This window comes from Acetobacterium malicum subsp. dehalogenans DSM 11527 (assembly GCF_000472665.1).
In the GTDB taxonomy this organism is placed as follows: domain Bacteria; phylum Bacillota; class Clostridia; order Eubacteriales; family Eubacteriaceae; genus Acetobacterium; species Acetobacterium malicum.
Genome location: NZ_KI421451.1, coordinates 65,681 through 89,007 on the forward strand (window position 1 = coordinate 65,681; position 23,327 = coordinate 89,007).

Here is a 23,327-nt window from a genome sequence, read left to right on the forward strand (position 1 = left end):
CCTAAAAATGACGGAGCTGTTGCATTTTCGACCAGACCACCACCGCAAAAATCATCACTCTGGCAAGCTGGCCACCATAATGACAGCTCAATGACCGGGCAACAGACCCCAAAATAAAATGGCGGCCATTTGATAAAAGCACGTTTAATTCTGACACACAAGTTGCCACATCTTGCCAGACAGGATAAACCGTTTATAATAAAAGATAGCGGGATTTTCTGCTCTGATGTAGTTGCTCACACCGGCTTTTTTAGCAGATGACAAGGTTTTGAAAAAAAGAAAATGAAGGGATCGTTTTTGATACTAAAAAAGGGGGGTGTTCATAAAGTTTTGAAAAAATTAGAAAAAGAACGAATTTATCGTAAAACCGAACCACAAAAAAATATGCTCAATTCGCTAATTGTATTAGTAGTGATTTTAGATCAGACAAAAGGCAATACCCGAATAAACATTAATGACTTACTTAGAAAACCACGCAATGTGGGAAAGGTTTTTAATTTAGATATTATCGAACTAACTGGACATTTGTATCAATTAGAAAAATTGGGACATATCAAAGTTGTGCGTACGGCTGGGCTGGATGTCATCAAGATCATAACCTTGCCCCTCGGGATCAGGTCGTTGTTACAGCAAAATTGTATCCTTGAAAGTAGATGAAAACGATGGACATATTTGTTATACTAATTGTAATCAATGCATTGGGTGTTGAAGGTTTTTAAACGAAGGGAGGGGAAAAGTCAACGATGGCCCACTAACCGATGGTCAGCAGTCAAATCGGTCATGTCACAAACAACCATCGGCGCAACAAGGAGGAAATGCTTATGGAAAGTAACAACAAGAAGCGTCAAACGGTCAAATCAGTCGCGGCGCAGGGGGGTGCTCAACCAGGTTATGCAACGGTGGTTTGTCCCCATTATCAGGGCTGCAAATATGGGGCCGTAAAATCGCCCAAAGCCCGCCACCGTTGTTTTGGCAAGCTCTACAAGATCAGTCACTGGGAATCCTGGATCGTGATTGCTTTTAAGTGCAAGCTGGCCGGGAAACGGATGCTGATTGAAATTAAAGGCGGCGAGTGTCGTCATATCCCCGCGGATTCACCGGACTATGCCGGGATTCTGCCGCGGCTGCAAATCTTGAAGTGCAACAAATGCGGCAAACGGATCCTTGATTATTTTCCGGTCTGTGGCGAAACCTGTGTCGAAGCGAAATGCCATCATGATGGCCATCCGGATGTCTATCCGATTGGCTGAGCCAGGCAATGGACCGGCTTGCTTTTAAAAACGGCAGCTGGAGAAGAGCGGCTGGCGATGATTAAGAAAAGGGAGGAAGGTTTGGCCGTAAGGCGAAACCACCAGCAACGATCACCAGAAATTAAATAAATGATGAACGTGAATGATACTGAGTTAAGATGCGCCTGTTTTGACAGAGTGACTAAGATACCGGATGTTCGCAAATTTTGGGAAGTGGCCCATTGGTTTGTGTACATGCGGTATTTTTTTGCGTTGCGCCACTTCCCAATCTTTAGAAAGGATTGAAATGAATACAAATTATCGGATGACAACGGATTTACAGGTGCTGGCGGACTATTTGGCTGATGCGGTGCTGATCGCCTTTGATTTTGAAACGGCGCCGGCGGCGGGCTGGTGGGCTGACCGGGAGGCGGCCCTGGACCCCCACCGGGGGGACATTGTCGGGGTTTCGCTGGCGGTGGCGGCGGGCTCCGCGGTGTATCTGCCGCTGGGCCACCATGCGGGGGCCAATGCGGAGGCCGGGGCCGTCTGGGCATTTTTGCGGCAGCGTGTTTTTGAAAACCCCGCGGTCATTAAAATTGCCCACAACCTGGCCTTTGAGGCCAAATTTCTGCTGGCCCGGGGGATTGCCCTGGTGGCCCCGGTCTATGACACGATGGCGGCGGCGCAACTGATCTATAAGGAAGACGGCCATTTTCGGCGGCTGGCCGATGTTGGTTTAAAAACTCTGGCCCGGGACTGGTTGGGGCTGGAGCTGCCCACTTTTGTCGAGGTGGTGGGGCTGGGCAGCTTTGCCGATCTTAATCCCCAGGACCCGGCCACGATTGCTTATGCCTGTCATGACGCCGATCTGGCCCGGCGCCTCTATGATCTGGAAAACGCCTGGTTTCAAAGCAACATCCCGGCCCATGAAGGGCTGATCAAGGCCCTCGAAAGTCCGGTGGCGCTGTTTACGGCGCGGATGGAGTACCGCGGTTTTTTTGCCGATCGGGTCGGGATTGGCGCGGCGGCGGTGGCCTGTCGCGAGCGGTTGGGGATGTATCAGAATGATCTGGAAACGGGTGGCCGGCGCCCGGTGCAAGTCGGTAAAAATGCCGCCACCAATGATCTCAAGGCCTATCTCTTTGATGATCTGGGGCTGCCGGTACTCAAACGCACCGAGACCGGCAAAGCGGCCCTTGATGAGGATGCGATCAAGCAGCTCAGTGCCTATTGCCGGGCCCAAGACCTGCCGGCAGGGGCCTATCTGGCGGCGATTTCCGCTTATCGGGGTCTCGCCAAACTCTATAAAAGCTATGTCCTGGGGCTGGCCGACCAGATCAATCCGGCCACCGCGGCCATTCACAGCCACTTTTTTCCGCTCGGCGCCGAAACCGGCCGCTTTAGCAGTGCCCAGCCCAATTGTCAGAACCTGCCGGCGGGATCGGTTCATGGCGTCAATGTTCGCGATTTTCTGGTGGCCCGGCCGGGCATGACGCTGGTCGCGGTCGATTACAGCCAGATCGAGCTGCGGATCGGGGCCTGGTTTACCGGCGACGTCAACCTGCTGGCGGTCTACCGCGAGGGCGGCGATATTCACGCTGTTACGACCGCGGCGGTTTATGGGATCAGTCTGGCTGAGGCCCTGGACAAGGACCATCCCGACTATAAGGCGCGCCGGACGGTCGCCAAGAATATCAATTTCGGGATCTTTTACGGTCTCTATCCCCGCGGGCTGCAGGATATTCTGCGGGTTAAGGCTGACCAGAGCCTCAGCCTGGAAGCCTGTCAGGCGATGATTTTCAATCTCCGCCGGGCCTATCCGGGACTGGCCCCCTGGCAGGATCAGGTACGCCGGGCGGCCCGCTATCACGAAACGGTCGACACGGCGCTGGGTCGGCGCCGCTGCCTGCCGGGCATCAATGCCCCCGAGGAAGGGCTGCAGGGCCACTTTGAGCGGGCCGCCCTGAACCATCCGATTCAGGGCACGGCCGCCGATATTTTAAAGCTGGCGATGGTCCGGCTGGAGGCCGGCCTGAGTGCCCGGCCCTTTATCTGGCCGCTACTGACGGTTCATGACGAGATCGTTTTTGAGGTTGAAACGGCCCAGCTGGCCGCCGCGATTGCCTGGATCAGGGCCGTGATGACGGCCCCGCCCTTCCCGGGTTTTGATGTCCCGCTGGCGGTGGAAGTCACGGTCGGGCCGCGCTATGGTTCGCTGGTGGCGTGGGCCGGGGCCGCCGGGGAATAAGGGGCGGGTGTCACCCTGACGTCCCGACCAATTGTTAATCTGTTGTTCGCTGCGCCATGCGAAATCCGCTTTGCTCCTTTCGCATTGGTCGCGGGCAGTCGCCAACTACAAGCAAGCTTGTGATTGGCTCGTTGCCTGCGCGCAGAATCGGACAGGCTACGCCGTGTCCGCTCCGATGCGGACAACATGATGTAACAATTGTCGGTACTGGTTGGTGCTGGTGTAAGCTTATGGCCTCACACCAACATTGGCCCTGAATAAATAATAAGAACTTGGAGAAAAGCGATGAAAAATAAATCTTTTGAACAGATCCGGCCCCTGGAAATCACCCTGGCGGCCTTTCTGGCCGCCTTTCATGGCGGGCCCTATGGGCTGCGCAGTTTTGCTGAGGGGGCGGCCGGCCGCCGCGGCGGGGGCCGCAACCGGACGGTGACAGCGGCGGAACTGGCGGCGCCGGACGGGCCGCTGCTGGGCCAGCTGCAGCGCGAGAATGACGGCGAACGGCGGGGCATCTTTTTTGTCGTCAACCCCGGTGGCCATAAGGATCATGATATCACGGCCGTGGCGGCCCAGTTTGTTGAGGCCGATGAGCTGCCTCTGGAAAGCCAATGGGACAACCTGATGGCTTTCCCGCTGCCGCCCTCGATTGTCGTAAAAACCCGCAAGTCCCTGCATGGCTATTGGCTGCTCAAGGGCTGCGATGAGTCCGGACTGGCCCAATTCCGGGTCCTCCAAAAACAACTGGCGGCCCACTTTGGCGGCGATCCGGTGATTAATAATCCCAGCCGGGTGATGCGGCTGCCGGGTTTTAACCACCACAAGGCCGAGCCGCTGGCGGTTGTCTGTCTGCTCTATGAACCCGAGCGCCGCTATACCCAGAGGCAACTGGCGACGGTGTTGGCGGGCCTGCATCCCGATGACCGGCGTTTTGCCGAGACCGCCAAAAGCCCGGCCAAGACCGCGCCAGCGCCACCGCTGGCGCCGCCCCGGAGCGATTTTGACCTCGGTCAATTGCTGCGCAGCTGCGACTTTATCCGCCACTGTCAGGCCCAGGCCACGACCCTGCCGGAACCGCTGTGGTATCCGATGATCACCAATCTGGCTGATGTCCCCGGCGGCGAGGCGGCCATCCACGACCTGTCGGCCGCTCATCCCGGTTACAGCTTTGCGGCCACGGCGGCTAAAATTGCCCAGTTTCGCCGCTCCGGCACCGGGCCCTTCAGCTGTGAAACGATTGCCGCATGGGGCTTTAGCTGTCCGAAGCTGGGACGCTGCCCGGCCCGGCAGCCCCGCGACCTGGGTCAGGTGCCACCGCCGCCCTGGTATGTTAAAAGCCGGACCGGGCTGCGGCTGGTCCCCGGCGTCCTGGCCAACGCCCTGGCGGCCCATAAAAAAATCTTTTATGCGCGGCAATGCTACTATCAGTATCTGGCGGGGGTCTATCAAAAGGTCGATGAGCTCCACGTCAAGCATATCATCCGCAAATACCTGCGCCCTGATGATGTCACCATGCATCAGATCAACGACGTCCATGGCCAGTGGACGATGGAAATCCTCAAAAGCCCCGAACGGCTCAATGCCAACAGGGATCTGATCAATTTAAAAAACGGCCTCTATGACCGTCACAGCGGGACGCTTAAGCCCCATGATCCCGAGCTGCTGTCAACGATTCAGCTGGCCGTCGGCTATCACGCCGAGGCTCTGGCGCCGCGCTTTGCGGCCTTTTTAAAGGACTGTCTGGACCCCGCCACCGAGCTGCTGGTGCAGGAGCTGTGCGGCTATCTGCTGGTGCCGGAAACGCGGGCCCAGAAGGCCTTTGTCCTGGTCGGGGAAGGCGGCGCCGGTAAATCGACGCTGCTTGCGGTGATTCAGGAGCTGCTGTTGGGGGCGGCCAATGTCTCCAATATTTCCTGGCAGAATCTCGGCGAGACCTTTCTGACCGCTGAGCTGGACGGCCGCCTGGCCAATATCTTTGCCGATCTGCCCTCTAAAAATATCGACGACAGCAGCCTTTTTAAGAGCCTCACCGGCGAGGACTGGCTGACCGCCCAGCGCAAAAACAAGGACCCCCACGGCTTTAAGAGTACCGCCCGGCTGGTCTTTTCCTGCAACAGCATCCCCAAAAACCTCGGCGACCGCAGCGAAGCCTTTTACCGCCGCCTGGTGATTATCCCCTTTTTACCGGCCCGGCCGGTGGCCCAGCGCGATCTCCATTTAAAGGAGAAGCTGGCCGCGGAAGCCCCGGGGATTTTAAACTGGGCCCTGGCCGGCCTGAAGCGACTGGCCGACAAGGGTTATTGCTTTAGTGAATCGTCAGCCAGCCGCGAAGCCCTGGATAGCTATCGGACCGCTGGCAGCTCGGTGCTGTCCTTTGTGGCCGATTGCTGCGTGGTGGGTCCCCAGCGGCAGGTGGCGGCGGCCCAGCTCTACCACGCCTACCAGCAGTACAGTGGCGGATCGGGCTTGCGGCCGGTTAGTCAGAAACGCTTCTGGATGGAGCTAAAAGAAAGTTATGGGATGGTCGAAAAAAGCAAGGAAATACTCAGCAGACGTTCCTTGTATAGCGGGATTGGTCTGGAAGATTTTGGGGATTTGGCATGGAGTTGAACAAAATAAGACAAAGTGGCGAATTCGTTATCGCAAAAAGTCGAAAAAGAAGGGGTTTTGAAGGGGTTGAGAAGGGCACAAATAGCTTAACGAAGGCGTCGGAAGGGATGGAAGGGGTTTTTTCCAAACTCCGCTCATCGGAACAAAAAATAATAAACGAACCAGACCGGCTTTTTTTAGCCGCCAACCCCTTCAACCCCTTCATAAAGGGGACGGCGGCTAAAAATATAAAAGGCCAGCAAGGTGCAGCTAAAGAATGCTGGTTGACTAGAATGGTTGGTACGGTTATCAATTAAACCTGACGCATCATTCCGTAGGGGCGGTCATTGCCCGCCCGAATACCGGAGGATGAAAGGGGGACGTTACGGGTGTCAGCCCCCAGGATGACATCCCGAAATGTCCCCCTGTCATGCGGAGGAAACGGCATCCCTCAGGCAGCAAGCCGGCGGTGCCACCGCGACCCCCAAAAGAAAGGAGCCCCGATGTCCATCAAAACGATCAAAGCACGTATCACCGAACTGCAGGCCCGGATCTGGCGCACCCGTCAATACCTGGCCCACACCCACAAACAACTGGCCCTGAGCCAGCGGGTCAGCCCGGCCACCGGTCATCGCTGCCGTCAGCAGCTCCGGGCCCTGCAAATCGCCATCGCCCGCGACAGCGATGATCTGGAAACGCTCAACCGGGCCCTGATCGCCGCCATCGACAGCCAGGAAAACCCCCAGATCCAGGAAATCATGACCCGCCGCTATTTAAACGACCAGCCCTTTGCCGCCATCGCCGCGGCCATGGGCTACGACCTGCGTTGGGTTTATCGGCTCCACGCCCGGGGGCTGGGAGCGGTGGGGCAGGAAAGTAAGCGATGAATGATTGGCTACCCTTCGGGGTGGCTATTTATTTTTACATCCCGCCATTTAAAGCCATCCCGCCACCATGTTAGACTGGTATCAAGACGAGGAAAGGAGGAACACCAATGGCAGTAACCACTGATTTTATCGAACAGAAGATCCAGATCCGCTCCAACCATGGGATGGTTGACGGCAAGGAAAAAATCACCACCCGCACCTACGGCGATGTCCGGGCCAGTGCCACCGACCAGGACATTTATGATGTCGCGGTGATCATTGCCGGGCTCCAGCAGCCGGTCATGGAAGAATGCTTTAAGCAGGAAACCAACCTGATCATCCCGGTCTAAACCATGGTTCGCATTACTGATCATTACGTAATGCTGTGCCGACCAATTGTTAATCGGTTGTTCGCTGCGGAATCGGACAGGTTTATCAACCTTTCCGCTCCGATGCGGACAACATGATGTAACAATTGTCGGCACTGGGGTTCGGACTGCATAAGCTGAACTTCGCAATGACTACATCTCAAGTAGAAAGGAGGAACCAAATGGCAGCAAATACAATCCTGCAACTGACCTTTAAGCGGTCGGATCTCAAAACCACGACGATGTCGATTGCGACGCCCAAGGTCGGACTGACCGTCGATGCGGTCAACACGGCAATGGCGGCGATCATCGCCAAAAACATTTTTGCCCCGGACAACATGGCTCTGGTCTCCAAGGTCAAGGCCGAACTGGTTGTCACCGACACCACCGCCTTTAGCATGAGCTAGGGGTTTCAGCGGCGGGCCCAATTGGGTTCGGCGTGGTCGGGGCCGACCATTTATCAATCTGTTGTTCGCTGCGGGATCGGACAGGTCGATGACCTGTTCGCCCCGATGCGGACAACATGATGTGATAAATGTCGGCCCCTGAATCGATGTTTGTTTGGGGCCCTGATGCCCCGGAGGATGAAAGGGGGACGTTACGGCGTGTCAGCCCTGCGGATGACATCCCGAAATGTCCCTCTGTCATCCGCAGGAAACGCACCCCAACCAACGCAAACCAAATTGATTACCGAAAGGAAAACGATGAATGAAGAGATTGTAAAAATCCAAACTGCCCTGGCGGCCCGGGGCTATCATCCCGGGCCCCTGGATGGCCGCGAGGGACCCAAGACCCGGAAGGCCATTCAGGCTTTTCAGCGGGACGCGGGCCTGGACCCCGATGGGGTGGTCGGGACGCTGACGGCCAACCGGCTCTTTACTGAAACGCTGAGTCGGATCGCCTTTGACAGCGACGGCTCGACGCCGCACTTTGCCCGGGCCGAGTTTGCCTGTGATTGCGGCGGCGCCTATTGCGACGGCTTCCCGGCCGAGATGAACCTGGAGCTGCTGCTCAAGCTTGAAGCCCTGCGCAATGCCCTGAACGTCCCGGTGCGGATCACCTCCGGGGTTCGCTGCCGCCAGCGCAACGGGGAGGTCGGCGGGGTCGACAATTCCCAGCATCTGTTTGGCCAGGCCGCCGATTGCTACGCCCCCGGGATTCCGATTGCCACCGTTGCCGCCATTGCTGAGAGCCTGGGGCTGACCGCAATCTGCTATGAGGCCGACGGCTTTGTCCATCTGGCGGTATAGCTGGGCCCTGGTCGGCGGTCTGGTCGGTCAGTGGCTGGGCGGCTGGGACGGCTTTCTGTTGTGCCTGACCGCCTTTGTCGTGATCGACTACCTGACCGGCTTTCTGGCTGCCGCCTGGCAAGGCCGTCTGTCCAGTGCCCAGGGCTTTCGCGGCATCCTCAAGAAAATGCTGATCTTTATCGTGGTCGGTATCGGCCACCTGCTCGATACCACCCTGCTGGGCGGGGCCGGTGCGCCGCTGCGGTCGGCGATGATCTTTTTCTACCTGGCCAACGAAGGCCTGAGCATTTTAGAAAACCTGGCTGTCCTGGGGGTCCCGATCCCCCGGCGGCTGGAACAGGTGCTGACCGAGCTGGGCGAGGAAGAGCCGCCGCCCTAACCTGAATCATTGCTTGCATCCCCCGCCAGACCTGGTTTATTTACCGGTCGGCGGGGGTTTTTTATGGCCAAAACCGAAAAAAATAGAAATAATTAAAAAAACCGCACCTGTCTCACCGGGTTTTTTAGCAGATGTTAGTTTTTTTGGTGCCAGGTCATCGATGGCGGCCTTTTTGTTGAAAAAAAGGGTGGGTTTGGGCGGATAAGGTTTTGCGTTTCCGTACGAAAAGCGTATAATAAAATTATCATGTTCGCGTCAGCTGACCGTCCGCCCTGATGGCGAACCGGATCGGCTCCTGGGCAGAAAGAGGAAATCATGGCAAACTATCAGATTATTGGTCCCGCTACCAACCACAACTGCATCACCGGCGAAAGCGATCACTTTTTTCCCTATCTCCGGGAGGCGATCGGCCGGGCACTTAAAATCGACCTCAATGTTTCGTTTCTGATGGTCTCCGGCGTCCGGCTGCTACTAAAAGACCTGACCGCGGCGGCCGCGGCGGGGGTGCCGATTACCATTCTCTGCGCCAATTACCTCAACATCACCCAGCCCGAAGCCCTCTATCTGCTCAAAGATGCCCTGGGCGACCGGTGTGATCTGCGCTTTTACAATGTCCCTAATCAGTCCTTTCACGCCAAGGCCTATTTTTTTACCTATCCCGATAGCGAGGAGGTCTTTGTCGGTTCTTCCAACCTGTCCCGGTCGGCCCTGACTTGCGGCATTGAGTGGAATTACCGGATTGACAGCCGGACCCATCCCGGCGACTGCGCCTTTTTTCGCCAGACCTTCGAGACCCTGTTAAATGATCACAGCATTCCCATCGATGACCGGGAGCTCAAACGCTACGCCAAACAATGGGTGCGACCCAAAATCTATCAGCAGCTTGACCAGCTCGAAGCCGATCAGCCGCAGGAAACCATTGATGCGCCGCGGCCGGATAATCGGGTGGCCCAGCCCCAGGCCGGTTATGCGGTGGATGTCGCTGATTCCGTCCCGGCGCCGCTGATTGCCTTTCCCCAGCCCACCGGGGCTCAGGTGGAAGCCCTCTATGCGCTAAAACAGTTTCGCCGCGAACAGCTTGACCGGGGCCTGATTGTGGCCGCCACCGGCATCGGCAAAACCTTTCTGGCCGCCTTTGATAGTCGTGATTATAAACGGATTCTCTTTGTCGCCCATCGCGATGAAATTCTCAGCCAGGCCGCCCATACCTTTGCCTGCGTCCGGCCCGACCTTAGCGCCGGCCACTTTGACGGCAGCTGCAAGGACACCGCCGCCGATATCATCTTTGCCTCGGTCCAGACCCTGGGCGACCGCGACTATCTGTGCGACCGCTATTTTGCCCCTGATGCCTTTGACTACATCATCATTGACGAATTCCATCACGCCGTATCCAGCTGTTATCAGAACATCATCGATTATTTTAAGCCCGGTTTTCTGCTGGGCCTCACCGCCACCCCGGAGCGGCTGGACAATCAGGATGTTTTTGCCCTCTGTGACTACAATGTAGTTTACGAGGTCCGCCTCAAAGAAGCCATCAACCGCGGCTGGCTGACGCCGTTTCGCTATTATGGTATCTACGATGATCTGGACTACGACCAGATCGATTTTAAAAATGGCCGCTACGATGATAAGCAGCTGGCGCTGCTGGCCAGCGTCAACCGCCGCGGCCAGCTGATTTTTCAGCATTATGCCAAATATGGCAGCCGCCGGGCCCTGGGCTTTTGCATCAACCGCCGCCACGCCCTGTATATGACCCGCTATTTTAGGGATCAGGGGATCGCCTGCGCCGCGGTGATTAGCGGCAGCCCGCCGGATGATGGGAAAGCGTTGACCCTGGACCGGGAAACCGCCATCAAAAAACTTAAGGACGGGGAGCTGCAGGTGCTTTTTTCGGTGGATATGTTTAACGAGGGGCTGGATATCCCCGAACTGGACATGGTCCTGTTTCTGCGGCCGACCCAGTCACCGACGGTCTTTCTGCAGCAACTGGGCCGGGGTCTGCGCAAGACCCGGGGCAAAACCCACCTCAAAGTGCTGGATTTTATCGGCAATTATAAAAAAGCCAATCTGGTGCCCTTTTTTCTGACCAGCACGGCCCCACCGGAAAGTGGTGGCCGCCGGGGTTACCAGCTGCCCGGTGAGGCCGATTTCCCCGAGGACTGTCTGGTCGACTTTGATTTCCGGCTGATTGATCTGTTTAAGAAAATGGCTCAGGATCAGAAAAAACTAAAAGACCGGGTGCTGGATGAGTTTGAACGGATTCAGGATGAACTGGGCCGCCGGCCGCTGCGGCTGGATCTCTATGTCCATCTGGATGAAGCCATTTATCAGAGCATCCGCAGCAAAAAAGACCTCAATCCCTTCCGTGATTATCTGACCTTTCTTGATGCGATCGGCCAGACCACGGCCGCCGAAAAAGAACTGCTGGGCAGCCCGGGCCACGCCTTTCTTCGAAACATCGAAAACACCGCCATGACAAAAACCTATAAGATGCCGGTGCTGCTGGCCTTTTATAATGGCAGTGCGATGAAGCTGGCCATTGATGACGACGATCTTTACCAGAGCTTCAAGGCTTTCTATGAAAAAGGCTCCAACCGGGTCGATCTGCTGCGCGACAAGACTACCGCCAATGCCATGGGCTGGGGACAAAAAGAATATGTCAGCCTGGCCAGGCGCAATCCGGTCCATTTTCTGGCCCAATCCGCCGGGGAATTCTTTTTTCTAAACGGTGAGGCTTTCTGTCTGGCGCCCGAACTGGACGCCTTTGTGACCAACCCGGTTTTTGTCGGACACTTTAAAGATATTATCGACTACCGTACCAAACGCTTTTATAAAGAACGGCTGGAAAAAATGGAAACCCAGGCGTAAAGTCCAAAATTACCACCAAACAGGAGAACCGCATGACTAAGTTATCCCATAAAACCGCAAATAAAACGTTGCAATATTATAATGAAACCGCCCGGACCTTTGTCCAGGGCACCATCGACGCTGACCTCAGCAAACTGCATCGACGCTTTTTAAAACTGTTGCCGATCCAGGCCCACATCCTCGATCTGGGTTGCGGCTCCGGCCGCGACAGCAAAGCTTTTATCGATGCCGGTTATCAGGTCACTGCCATTGACGGCTCGGAAGGCTGCTGCCGCCTGGCCGCCGATTATATCGGCCAGCCCGTGCTCTGCCAGACCTTTGCCGAACTCAATTTTGATGCGGCCTTTGACGGCGTCTGGGCCTGCGCCTCGCTGCTCCACGTGCCCTATGCCGAACTCACCGACATTTTCGGGAAAGTTGCCCGGGCCTTAAGACCCGGCGGCACTTTATATGCTTCCTTTAAATATGGGGATTTTGAAGGGCAGCGCAACGGCCGGTATTTTACAGATTTGGATGAAGAACGGCTGGCGGCAGTGATTGAGCCAGTGACGGGGCTGGAGATTGTGGAGACTTTTGTGACTGGGGATGTAAGAGATGGACGGGGTGGGGAGACGTGGCTGAATGTGATTGGGTTAGTAAAAAATTAGCATTGTAAGGTGAACCGTATATTTTAAGTTAACTCAAAAAAATTTCGTAATATTCGGATAAAAGCGAAATTTTGAATGAAGTTTATTTAAATTAAAATACTAAATGGCATATTTCTATTTCAAAATGGATTTTGAAAGGGGTTTCGTATGAAGATTTATTTTAGTGATTTCTTTGAAGTAGAACCTGAAAAATTAAAAAATTATGAGGCATTCAATATTTCTTTACTTAATGATTTACCATTATTCATTGACCCATTTCTTATTTTTTGTAGTGAAAAACTTGAATACAAAGAATTGCATAATTCAATTATCGATTATTTGTTTTTTTTAAGAGATGAAGCTCTAAAGAACCAAGAGCTAACACAGGGTATGATGGATTTATGGTATAAATTTCCTGAAGTAAAACAAACGTATTTGGGATTCTGTAAAAATGGAAATTCGGGACGAGGTCTTGGTGAAGATTTTGCAATAGCACTTCATTCAGGTTTAAATAGTATTTTTAGAAATTTTGGAAATGAAGAAATAACCAAAAGTACCCACGTTGAAAAATTGTGTTTGATTAAACCAAAAGTTGGTCGTGATAGTATAAGTGATTTTGTTACAAATCTTATAAAAGGTTATTTGCTAACATTTACTGAGGAATTTACGAAAAAAAATATACAAGATAAGTATTGTATGGAATTTAATGTTGCAAAGGCTTTTTTTAATTATGAAAAGAAAGTTTGGCAACCAAAAAAGTATTATCTGCCGATGCACAACAATCACTTTGTGCTGTTAACACCTTGCGATTTACTTGTTAGAGTAGATACTTGGATTAACAAGAACGACATGTACAAAAATATACAAAATATCGCAGTTAGTATCGAAGATGAGGCTTTGAGATTTGCAGTAAATGATTATTTTATTAGTTTATTATCAGAAAAGCCCCAAAAACAAGACAAGTTAATAGCAGCACAAAAAACGATTGAAAAATATCCGTCATTAATTGACTACTATATCAGAGACAAAGAAGAGCAAGAAGCTTTAGCCTTAGAAAATTCTTTAGAAGAAGTAAGTGAAGTCAATAAAGTATTTATTGAACAGGTTGTTGAACTTGCAAATTTTCTAAAAGATAAAACGGGTTTTTATGATGTGCAACCAAACTCTTTTGATGAAGCGATGGAGCGAGTAAATTTTCTGAAGCATGTTATTGAGGATTGTGACGGCTATAGATGGTTTTATGATGGTGATAAGCCAATCAGAAGAGAAGCTGACTTGCATATTATGTATAAATTAGTTTGTTATGATACCATTGCAGATTTCAATAGCGAAGTGAATAATGGCAGAGGTCCTGTTGATTTTAAAGCTTCTAACAATAGAAAAGATACGACATTGATCGAATTCAAATTATCAAGAACATTAAAAAAGAACTTAGAAAAACAAGTTAACGTTTATAAGGACGCGAATAATACTGATAAAGCAATAAAAGTAATTTTATACTTTACTGATGAAGAGTATAAGAAAACAATAAATATTCTAAACGAACTTGAACTGTCTGGTAAACCGGGAATTGTGTTAATAGATGCTAGGGCCGATAAAATACAAGCATCAAAAGCAAAATAATCTTTATGTAAATGACTAAGATGGATCTATATATTTGTTAAATATAAAAAGAAGGGAAAAGACAACATGAGGAAAATAGCTCTGGTTATAGGCAATAATGAATATGAAAGTATGATTCAACTTAAGTGTGCGACAAAAGATGCCACAGATATTAGTAAAAAATTAGAAACCTTAGGATTTGATTGTGTTTGCGAATTAAACATTGACTACAGGAAAATGTGTACAGTAATTCATGAATTTGAAGAAATAATTAATGAGTATGAAATCGGATTAGTATATTTCGCAGGTCATGGCTTTGAAATTGAAAAAACAAATTATTTGGCTATGACAGATACCGGCATTGGTATAAATGATATTCCAGTAAAACACATGGCATTTAAATTGGATGAATTTATTAAAATTTATGATAATAGCAGTTTGAATGTAAAAATAATAATTTTAGATGCTTGTAGAGAGAACTTTTCAACAGGTACTAGAGGTAATAATCTAAATGGTTTTGCGCCAATGTTTGCACCAAAAGGCACAATTATTGCATATTCTACTTCACCTGGACAAAAAGCAAAAGAGAACCTATTATTAGGCAATGGAATTTATACAAATGCCTTAATAAAATGTTTGGATTTACCAAGAATACCGATTGAAGGTATGTTTAAAAAAGTAAGAGAAATCGTAAGTACTGAAACTCAAAACAGTCAGATACCTTGGGAACACACATCATTATTGGGCAATTTTTATTTTAATCCAGATATTGCAAATGGTTCTTCAAAGGCGATATATTCAAAAACAGCATTGGAAGATGCAACATATATGTTCACCAAAGACAGCGTCTTAAAAGACATTATAAACGATTTAAAAAGACATGATTGGTATGTGCAAAATCCTGCAATTACAAGATTGGACGCAATTGATTGGAGTTTAGCTAGTGTGAATGAGATTTTTATTTTAGGAAGAAATATTTATCAAACGGCCTGTGGTGGTTCTAACAATGCAGTAAATTACCTAGATAATTTAACATACAATTTAAATAATCTACCATATGATGTCATTAAACATTTGTTAAATGGTATGACTTATGAAATTTACTTTGATCGTAATGGAAAGTTAAGAAATTCATTTAAAACTACGCAGTTTGAAAATGTTATCGGTGCTTTTGAACTTAGAAAAAGTGAGGAATTGAAATTCATTCAAAGTGAACTTACAAAAAATGATGAATATGTACTCTATATCCCAGGGAGCGAACAAAAATTAATTTTTAGTGTTACGTTGAAGTTAAATGACGAGAACCAACCAACATTCGAGGTTGTTGATGTAGCTTGTAATGGGCAATCTGTACTCTACAATTTAGAGGGAACTGAAAAATATAAAAGCGAAGATTTCTGGCATTATTCTATAGAATCAAAAAGTAAATTTGAAGAAGACGTAAGAAAAAAAATAGTAGCCCCGAAAGAAAGGATTGAGTTTATATATAGTCATGATTGTGAAAATTTTATAACTCCCGATAGCTTTAGTCTTAGATGGTATGGAAAATAGTTTAGACTGCTTTGAAGAGATTTTTTAGCGAATAAATTAATTGTGTTTATTGGAGATTAATGTGATAAAATTACAACTACTTGATTATAATAAATCAAAAGAAACAGATTTGTTAGTTACATCATTTGTAAATAACAATATAAAAATTATGTTGGATGTATTAATAGCACTACTTGATGAGACTGAAGAAACAGAGACTTTTATGGAATTTTTCTTGCCAAGAGCATATGTAAGACGCGAAAGCAAAGAAGCTCGGTTGCTTTTTGAGGAACTATTGGAATTAATCAACTCAAGCATTATGAGACCTTTTATAAAGCCAAAATATGAATATCTCCTTTACTCAGTTTTAGAATGGTGGGAAGATCTTTGTGATAATGAAAAAGATTTATTGCAATACGAATTGGACATATTATCATTGGACAAAATAAAAAGCGAACAAGAATATTTAGATGAGACAGGAGATAACATTATTTTAGAAGCAGTGACTAATTTTGAATATTATTATACATTTTGTTTTTATGATCATTATTTTTTCCCTGAAGCAGTCGAGTCTTTAGTTACAACATATTTAGATGATAGACCATTTTTTGAATTGTTTTTTTCAGATGTAGATTTAGATGACTATTTGATTATAATGCCAAATGATCTTAGAGAGCTTTATATTGAAGAAAAAGATAAGATTACAAAAGAATCAAAAAGCATTGTGATGCATAAACAAATTTCAGAAAATCAAATAATAAATGAAATTTCGTTTTGTCTTGCTTCACTAGAACAGAGGATTGTTGAAATTGAAAATAGAGATGAGAATGAAATTAGTAATGATATTTACAATGGATTATTAAGGCTTTTTACTGTAGCTTTTGAATTGCAGTGTTCGAGAGAAATGCCGATTGGACGAGCTATAAAAAAATTAGGTGAAACAGACATATATATTTATCAGAATACATCAAATAAAAGAAAAGACTGGTGTATTATCGAAAATAAAATTTTGGAGAAATTTGAAGATCAATATCAGCAATTGATAGGGTACCTAAATAATAACTTCGAATTTGGCGTGACAATCTCGATTAATAAAAATAAAAGTATCGAAGATGCAGTAAACTTTATCGAGAAAAAGTTAGTTAGCTTAAAAAAATCACAAGAAGAGTTTCAAATTGTAGAGATTAAAAAACATTCTATACCACCTTATATCATTAAATCTAGGCATAACCTACCTGGAAGTTTTAAACGAACTATGATGATATATCATTTTGTTTTAAATTTGCACGATCCTGAAAGGAAAAAAATTGCACAAAAAGCACGAAAATGACTAGAACCGTGCCTATCATTAATCTATCAACTCATAAAAACCATCATCTTTGTGAACTGTCAAATGAGCTACAGGCTTGTCGATTGCGAGGTCCTTTTTCACTCGGGTTGTGCGTGAGAATTGGTTGAATGTGAACAGGGAGAACGTATATAATAAGATGAAACAAGTTTACACAAAGGAGCATCCCATGAAATATTACAAAGTAGCCGCTGCAATTATTAAGCATAACGATGAAATTCTCTGCATGCAGCGGCCAGAAACAGTGTGTTTAGACCTCTCACTAAAATATGAGTTTCCCGGCGGTAAAATCGAACCAGGCGAGACCGCCGAAGAAGCCCTTGAGCGTGAATTAAAAGAAGAAATGGCATTAGCGGTGCGGGTGCTGCCAGAGAACTTTTTTATGACCGTTGAACATCAGTATCCGGAATTCTTTATTGAAATGCATAGCTATATCGTCCCGGTTGAAAGCAAAGCCTTTGAGCGCTTAGAACACCACCATCATTGTTGGCTACCGGTAGAACGCCTGAACGAACTGGATTGGGCCCCGGCGGATATCCCGATTATGGAGAAATTAATGCGCAAATAGTAAGACCTAAAGAGGAGTCAAAATGGAATCACATAAAGCAGTGCAAGCCGGTATTTATTCCGGGTTAATTGACAAAAACAGTATTTCCCTCGAACAATATCGGCCCCGGCTGCTGATTAATGATGCCAGTAAAGGGCAAAAAGTATTAACCAGCTTAATTAGTGAGCTGAGTCAATGCGATGAGTTCTTTTTTTCGGTGGCCTTTATCACCGAAAGCGGGGTGGTCTCGCTCTTAAACACCCTGATCGAATTGGAACAGAAAAACATCCCGGGGCGGATCATTGCCTCACGCTATCTGGAATTTACCCAACCCAAAGCACTGCGGCGGCTTTTGGCTTTTTCTAACATTGATCTGCGGATCGTCACCGCTGGTAACCATCACACCAAGGGCTATATCTTTCGCAAAAATGATGTGTATAGCCTAATTGTCGGCAGCAGCAACATGACCCAAAACGCCTTATCGTCCAATAAAGAATGGAACCTGAAAGTCACCTCGATGGATAAGGGTTCCCTGATCCACGAAACCTTGAGTGAATTTGACGGCCTCTTTCAATCAGCGGTCCGGGTCGACGGCCCATGGATTGATCAGTATGAAGAAATTTATCTCCAAAATCTAGTCAAACAAAGCGTCCCTCGTCCCGAAAAACCGGCCGATCAGCTGAAGGTAGCTGATCACCCATCGACCTTTCAAGTTGATTTTAAGCCCCTAGCGCCGGTAAACCCCCTTTTGCCACTGGATCAGGTGATGCCCAACACGATGCAGGTCAAAGCGCTGGCGGGAATCGAGCAGATCCGCAATGAAAATCAGCACAAAGCCCTCCTGATCTCGGCTACGGGTACCGGAAAAACCTATTTAGCCGCCTTTGATGTCAAAAAGGTCAGACCCCGGCGGTTGCTCTTTTTAGCCCATCGCGAGCAGCTCTTAAACCAAGCGATGGTAAGCTTTGAACGGGTGCTGGGTGACCCGCTAAGCTGTGGCAAATTATCGGGGGGCCATCACCAGGTCGATCGGCCCTATTTATTTTCCACGGTTCAAACCATCGCCAAGGATCAATACCTCTATGCCTTTCGACCCGGAGAATTTGACTATATTATCATTGACGAAAGTCATCGAGCTGGGGCCCACAGCTATCAAAAGATTTTAAATTATTTCAAACCGCAATTTTTACTGGGCATGACCGCAACCCCAGAAAGAACCGATGCCCATAATATCTGTGCCGATTTTGATTATAACATTGCCTATGAGATCCGCTTGCAAGAGGCCATGGCTGAAGCGATGCTGTGTCCCTTCCATTATTTTGGGATCACCGAAATCAGTGTCAACGGACAATTGATTGACGACAGCGCCGATTTTAATTATCTGACGTCAGAGGAACGGACCAAAAACATCATCAAGCAGATCCACCGTTATGGGCATGACGGCCCCAGGGTTAAGGGGCTGGTCTTTTGCTCCCGCAATGATGAAGCGGCGGTTTTATCGGAACAGTTTAATGACCGCGGCTTTAAAACGGTGGCCCTCTCTGGCAGCGACTCGGCTGACCGGCGGGAGGAAATGATAAGACGGCTAGAAAGTGACGGCGCCGATGCCCTGGACTATATCTTTAGCGTGGATTTATTTAATGAGGGTTTAGATGTTCCCGCCCTCAATCAAATCGTCATGCTCAGGCCCACCCAGTCGGCGATTATCTTTGTCCAGCAACTTGGCCGGGGGCTTAGAAAAGCGGAAAACAAAGAATTTGTGGTGATCCTCGATTTTATTGGTAACTATAAAAACAATTTTATGATCCCGATGGCCTTATCGGATGACCGCAGCTTTAATAAGGATACCATCCGCCGCTACACGGTCGAGGGGACCCGGGTCATTCCCGGTGCTTCCACCATCAATTTTGATGCGATTGCCCGGCGCAAAATATTTGAAGCGATTGATGAGGTGAATTTTAGCAATTCAAAATTTATGAAAGAAAGCTATATTAACCTGAAATATCGGTTGGGGCGAATACCGAAACTGATGGATTTCGAGTTTCATGAATCAATGGATTTAGAAGTATTATTTTCGGCTAAGCTGGGATCATATCATGAATTTTTGAAAAAAAACGAACCAGAGTATACCCTTAAATTTAATGCGACTCAAGAAGAAATGTTATTATTTGTCTCGAAGAAATTGGCGGTTGGTAAAAGACCCCATGAATTATTGGTGCTTAAATCGATTTTAACGGGTATCCCCGAGCCACTCCAGCAGATGAAAATTGAGTTGACGGAGCATTATGGCATTGACGTCAAAGAAAAAGCCATCACGAATGTCAGCAATATTTTATCCAATCAATTTCAAGTCGGGGCCGCTAAAAACAGCTTTGATGGTGCGGTTTTTCTAGACGGTCAAAAGCCCGCGCCAGCTTTTTTAGAACAGCTAAAAAATGAGCAGTTTAAAGCCACTTTAACCGAATTAGTGGAATATGGTTTATTTCGCCATAGTAAATACTATGGCCACCACTATCAAGGGTCGGCCTTGTGTCTTTATCAAAAATACTCTTATGAAGATGTTTGCCGCTTGTTAGAGTGGGAAAAAAATGAAGTATCATTAAATATCGGTGGCTACAAATATGATGAAAAATCAGCGACCTATCCGGTCTTTATTAATTATCATAAAAGCGAAGCGATTGAATCCTCAATTAATTACGAAGATCGCTTCATCGCACCCTCTAGCCTGATCGCCATTTCCAAGTCCGGCCGCTCCATCGAATCCAATGACGTCCAGGTGGCTTTACAGGCCCGTCAATTAGGGGTCGATCTGGAGTTGTTTGTCCGTAAGAATAAGGATGATAAAGCTTCCAAAGAGTTTTATTATCTGGGCAAAATGTTTCCCACCGGCGAAGCCCATGAAATCGTCATGGAAAAAGCCAATAAAAAGGCGGTTGAGATTCATTATCAGCTGGATACCCCGGTTAGAGAAGATATTTATGAGTATCTTTGTGATGTTCCGGACTATGATTAGAAAATAAAAGGAGAAAACCATGGGTTTAGATCTTATACTCGAAGCAACTGAAAAGAAAAAGTTTTATGAAAACAGTGCCTACTTTAATCAAGAGGCGGAAGACGAAATTCCCTTTAATGTCCGCTGCCAGATGCGTACCATCGAGTCACTTAAAAACGAAGAAGAATTAATGGATGCCTTGGGTGATATGGAGGCCCGGGCGTTTCGGGAAATCGATAGCTGTCGGTATATTATCGTCGATAAAGAAGGCGTACAGGAATTAATCTGCAACCCAAATCTTTCCGAAGAGGCACAGCAAGCGCTAAAGAAAGTCTTGGAAGAGGTCGATTTCGAAAAGGAAATATTTACCGTCTACCCCTGGTGGTAAGCATAACAACAAGTTTTCAGAAATTTAGCATAAATTTAAAGGAGGTCGCCCATGTCACTATTCACCCCCAGCACCAGCCCCATCTTCCTGAAAGAAGATTCCACCACCAGCCAGCATATCGCCCGGCTTAAAGAACTTCATGACAAAGCCACCGGCAAGGTCAAAGATGACATTGCCCGGGAAATCACCCTGACCAGCTATGGCGAAGTCGGGGAGCGGAACATTGCCTTTGAACTGAAAAACGCCGGCATCCCGATGGTGGTCATCCATGATCTTCACCTCCAACATGGAGACCTGTCAGCGCAGATCGATTATGTGGTGGTGACTCGGAAGCTGGTCTTTTTTATCGAATGCAAGAACCTTTATGGTAACGTTGACATTGATAACCAGGGCAATTTTGTCAGAAGCTATCCCTGGAATGGCCGCACCGTCAAGGAAGGGATTTATTCGCCGATTACTCAGAACCAGCGCCATCTGGAAGTTTATCGGCAGCTCCGACTGGCCCAGACCACCAATCCGATCAAGCGCCTGGGTTTACAGAACAACTTTGACAGTTTTTACAAATCGGTGGTGGTGCTGGCTAATCCCAAAACGGTTTTAAATGCCAAATATGCCAAAAAAGATGTTAAAGACCGGGTGATCCGAGCCGATCAGCTGATTGCCTACATCAAAGAGCAAAATAAAAAATCGAAAGAAGCGGCCACCAGCGAAAAAGCAATGAAAGCCTGGGCCGAAAGAATTTTAGCCCTGCACCAGCCACTTCCCAGTGACTACACCCAAAAATATGAAACCATCATCTCAAGCACATCAGCGGCCACCCCGGTCGCACCCAGGCAGACCGGAGCACCAGCGTCGGGAACCGAAAAACTGGCAGTGCAGGAATCAGCTGCGAAACCTTACACCGTGTCAGCACCGCAAGATACTGATCTGGTGGCCAAACTCAAAGCCTATCGCCGGGAAACCAGCCGCACCGAAAACGTTCAAGCCTATGTGGTTTTCAATGATCGGCAATTGGAAGATCTGATCAACCAGAAGCCAAAAACATTGGAAGAATTGCAGCGGATATCTGGTTTTGGGCCAGTTAAAACAGAAAAGTACGGTCCCGGCATTCTGGCCGTGATCAATCCTGCCCAATGCATGAAGGCTCCGGCAGTCAATGCCATTAAAAACCAGCCCTGGTCACCCGCCCAACTGGTCGGCGAAAAAATAACCCATCAAAGTTTTGGATCGGGGACGGTCAAAAGCGTCAGCCGACATGAGATTATCATCAAGTTTCCAATGACCGCCCGAAGTTTTGATTTTCCGGATGTCTTTGATATAACCATCTGGCTGTCAAACCCGGCCTTGCAAAAGCAAGTGGAAGAGCTGATCAAAGCAAAAAAGAAAGATGCTGGGGTACCAGCCCCGTAACTTAAAAAACGAAACTTATCACAACTAAAAGCGAGGTGAATCATGAAACCAATTATTGCTGCTTGTGGAAATGACTGCAGCGTCTGTCCCCGGATGCTGCCTAAAACGGCTGCCGAATTAACGGCGACGGCGGAACTGTGGTATAAGTTCGGCTATCGCGATCAGGTGGTCTCCAATGATGAGATCAGCTGTCGGGGTTGCACCCCGGACACCTGGTGTCGACATGAAATTGTTACCTGTACGGCCAGTCGAAAAATAAAAAATTGCGGTGAATGTGGCGATTATCCCTGTAACAAAATACTGGCAGCCTTTGAGAATACGAAACGCCATCAGCCGGATTGCCAAAAATGTTGTACCGAAGCGGAGTTTGCGATCTTGGAAAAGGCTTTTTTCGAAAAACAAATAAATCTGGAAAAAGTGCGGAACGATAAGGGACAGCGATGAACTGTTCAACCTGGCCAGCCTGGGAAAATTCAATTTCCGCATGCAGGTTATCCCATACATCAATGAATGCCTTTGAAAGCAGGTCAAAATGAAGATCAATAAAATACAATTATTCAAAATAGTCGCAGTTATTCTTTATCCGTTGTTTTTTTTACTGATGCAGGAGCTGTTTGCCAACATTGAAAATTCACCCAATACGATGATGACTTTGGATGTAAATTTTTATCGGTTATTAGCGTTGAAGCTTGTGCTGACACAATTTTTCCAATGGTTCGTGTTGGGGGTGCTGCTGGCTTTTCTTAATGTGAATGATCGTCCCAGCTTTCATTTTAAAAAGGGTCTTTTTCTGATTGCCATGGCCTGGATGGTTCTGGCTTTTATAGGCTTGTATCCGAATGTTATTATTATGAGTTTCCCGCACGCAAAGTTTCTGGAATTACTGCGTAATGTGGTCCCGATTTTTTCTGGCTTCTTTCTTTTTAAAAGCTTGTTTGGCGAAGAAAAGATCACCGGTCCTGATCGGAAAGAGATTGATGGTGCCCGGCATTAATTTATTTGAGCCTGATCTTTTGTTAAAATTGAGACGACAGTTGAGATAGAAAGCACAACCAACTAAAGCTATAAAAATTCCCCAAAGGAGGTC

Annotated in this window: 22 protein-coding genes and 1 pseudogene; 22 read left to right on the forward strand and 1 reads right to left on the reverse strand. The window is 48.1% G+C overall.

Features of this window, described 5'->3' with window-relative positions; all coding sequences use genetic code 11:
- Position 1: 1 nt before the first annotated feature.
- Complete coding sequence (locus A3KS_RS23690) at positions 2-157, reverse strand: hypothetical protein (RefSeq protein WP_156913393.1); 156 nt, start codon at positions 155-157, stop codon at positions 2-4.
- A 173-nt stretch (positions 158-330) separates the two neighbouring features.
- Between A3KS_RS23690 and A3KS_RS0119270 the strand changes: the two genes are divergently transcribed.
- From A3KS_RS0119270 to A3KS_RS0119380, 22 genes and pseudogenes are all read left to right on the forward strand, one after another.
- A complete protein-coding gene (locus A3KS_RS0119270; RefSeq protein ID WP_169727726.1) occupies positions 331-657 on the forward strand; it encodes a DUF4007 family protein in 327 nt (108 codons plus the stop codon).
- 164 nt (positions 658-821) lie between these two features.
- Positions 822-1,250: a hypothetical protein gene (locus A3KS_RS0119275; protein WP_026396285.1), complete on the forward strand. Its 429-nt coding sequence runs from the start codon at positions 822-824 to the stop codon at positions 1,248-1,250.
- 286 nt (positions 1,251-1,536) lie between these two features.
- Positions 1,537-3,480 (forward strand): DNA polymerase, encoded by a 1,944-nt coding sequence (locus A3KS_RS0119280; protein ID WP_051356014.1) that lies wholly within the window; start codon positions 1,537-1,539, stop codon positions 3,478-3,480.
- Positions 3,481-4,101: 621 nt separating this feature from the next.
- Positions 4,102-4,248: pseudogene (locus A3KS_RS24340) on the forward strand (hypothetical protein); the annotation flags it as partial.
- 129 nt (positions 4,249-4,377) lie between these two features.
- Complete coding sequence (locus A3KS_RS22100) at positions 4,378-6,087, forward strand: DNA primase family protein (RefSeq protein ID WP_242834805.1); 1,710 nt, start codon at positions 4,378-4,380, stop codon at positions 6,085-6,087.
- The gene (locus A3KS_RS0119290) at positions 6,078-6,383 is read left to right on the forward strand and encodes a hypothetical protein (RefSeq protein WP_026396287.1); all 306 of its coding nucleotides are present in this window, start codon (positions 6,078-6,080) and stop codon (positions 6,381-6,383) included. Before A3KS_RS22100 ends, A3KS_RS0119290 begins: the two co-directional genes overlap by 10 nt.
- 30 nt (positions 6,384-6,413) lie before the next feature.
- Positions 6,414-6,953 carry a hypothetical protein gene (locus A3KS_RS0119295; RefSeq protein ID WP_169727727.1) on the forward strand — a complete coding sequence of 180 codons (540 nt, stop codon included), beginning with the start codon at positions 6,414-6,416 and terminating at the stop codon, positions 6,951-6,953.
- A gap of 107 nt (positions 6,954-7,060) precedes the next feature.
- Complete coding sequence (locus tag A3KS_RS22105) at positions 7,061-7,282, forward strand: DUF1659 domain-containing protein (protein ID WP_035356847.1); 222 nt, start codon at positions 7,061-7,063, stop codon at positions 7,280-7,282.
- A gap of 200 nt (positions 7,283-7,482) precedes the next feature.
- Entirely contained in the window at positions 7,483-7,707 is a 225-nt protein-coding gene (locus A3KS_RS22110) for a DUF2922 domain-containing protein (protein ID WP_035356849.1), read from the forward strand.
- Positions 7,708-7,884: 177 nt separating this feature from the next.
- A complete protein-coding gene (locus A3KS_RS22115; RefSeq protein WP_051356016.1) occupies positions 7,885-8,550 on the forward strand; it encodes a D-Ala-D-Ala carboxypeptidase family metallohydrolase in 666 nt (221 codons plus the stop codon).
- Positions 8,531-8,929: a phage holin family protein gene (locus tag A3KS_RS0119320; protein ID WP_242834806.1), complete on the forward strand. Its 399-nt coding sequence runs from the start codon at positions 8,531-8,533 to the stop codon at positions 8,927-8,929. Before A3KS_RS22115 ends, A3KS_RS0119320 begins: the two co-directional genes overlap by 20 nt.
- Before the next feature lie 315 nt (positions 8,930-9,244).
- Positions 9,245-11,797, forward strand: a complete 2,553-nt coding sequence (locus A3KS_RS0119330; protein ID WP_026396291.1) for a DEAD/DEAH box helicase family protein — start codon at positions 9,245-9,247, stop codon at positions 11,795-11,797.
- A 32-nt stretch (positions 11,798-11,829) separates the two neighbouring features.
- Positions 11,830-12,444: a class I SAM-dependent methyltransferase gene (locus A3KS_RS0119335; RefSeq protein ID WP_026396292.1), complete on the forward strand. Its 615-nt coding sequence runs from the start codon at positions 11,830-11,832 to the stop codon at positions 12,442-12,444.
- Between the two features lie 147 nt (positions 12,445-12,591).
- Positions 12,592-14,046 carry a hypothetical protein gene (locus tag A3KS_RS0119340; RefSeq protein WP_026396293.1) on the forward strand — a complete coding sequence of 485 codons (1,455 nt, stop codon included), beginning with the start codon at positions 12,592-12,594 and terminating at the stop codon, positions 14,044-14,046.
- 66 nt (positions 14,047-14,112) lie between these two features.
- Positions 14,113-15,576 carry a caspase family protein gene (locus tag A3KS_RS22120; RefSeq protein WP_051356017.1) on the forward strand — a complete coding sequence of 488 codons (1,464 nt, stop codon included), beginning with the start codon at positions 14,113-14,115 and terminating at the stop codon, positions 15,574-15,576.
- A 61-nt stretch (positions 15,577-15,637) separates the two neighbouring features.
- A complete protein-coding gene (locus tag A3KS_RS0119350) occupies positions 15,638-16,885 on the forward strand; it encodes a hypothetical protein (RefSeq protein WP_026396294.1) in 1,248 nt (415 codons plus the stop codon).
- A 187-nt stretch (positions 16,886-17,072) separates the two neighbouring features.
- On the forward strand, positions 17,073-17,471 hold the full coding sequence (locus A3KS_RS0119355) for a (deoxy)nucleoside triphosphate pyrophosphohydrolase (protein ID WP_026396295.1): 399 nt from the start codon (positions 17,073-17,075) through the stop codon (positions 17,469-17,471).
- Positions 17,472-17,493: 22 nt separating this feature from the next.
- Positions 17,494-20,463 (forward strand): DEAD/DEAH box helicase, encoded by a 2,970-nt coding sequence (locus A3KS_RS0119360; protein WP_051356018.1) that lies wholly within the window; start codon positions 17,494-17,496, stop codon positions 20,461-20,463.
- A 19-nt stretch (positions 20,464-20,482) separates the two neighbouring features.
- Positions 20,483-20,830, forward strand: a complete 348-nt coding sequence (locus tag A3KS_RS0119365; protein ID WP_026396297.1) for a hypothetical protein — start codon at positions 20,483-20,485, stop codon at positions 20,828-20,830.
- 51 nt (positions 20,831-20,881) lie between these two features.
- Positions 20,882-22,240: an HRDC domain-containing protein gene (locus A3KS_RS22125; protein ID WP_084505090.1), complete on the forward strand. Its 1,359-nt coding sequence runs from the start codon at positions 20,882-20,884 to the stop codon at positions 22,238-22,240.
- A 42-nt stretch (positions 22,241-22,282) separates the two neighbouring features.
- Positions 22,283-22,684 (forward strand): DUF3795 domain-containing protein, encoded by a 402-nt coding sequence (locus A3KS_RS0119375; protein ID WP_026396298.1) that lies wholly within the window; start codon positions 22,283-22,285, stop codon positions 22,682-22,684.
- Between the two features lie 88 nt (positions 22,685-22,772).
- Positions 22,773-23,234 carry a hypothetical protein gene (locus A3KS_RS0119380; RefSeq protein ID WP_026396299.1) on the forward strand — a complete coding sequence of 154 codons (462 nt, stop codon included), beginning with the start codon at positions 22,773-22,775 and terminating at the stop codon, positions 23,232-23,234.
- Positions 23,235-23,327 lie beyond the last annotated feature (93 nt).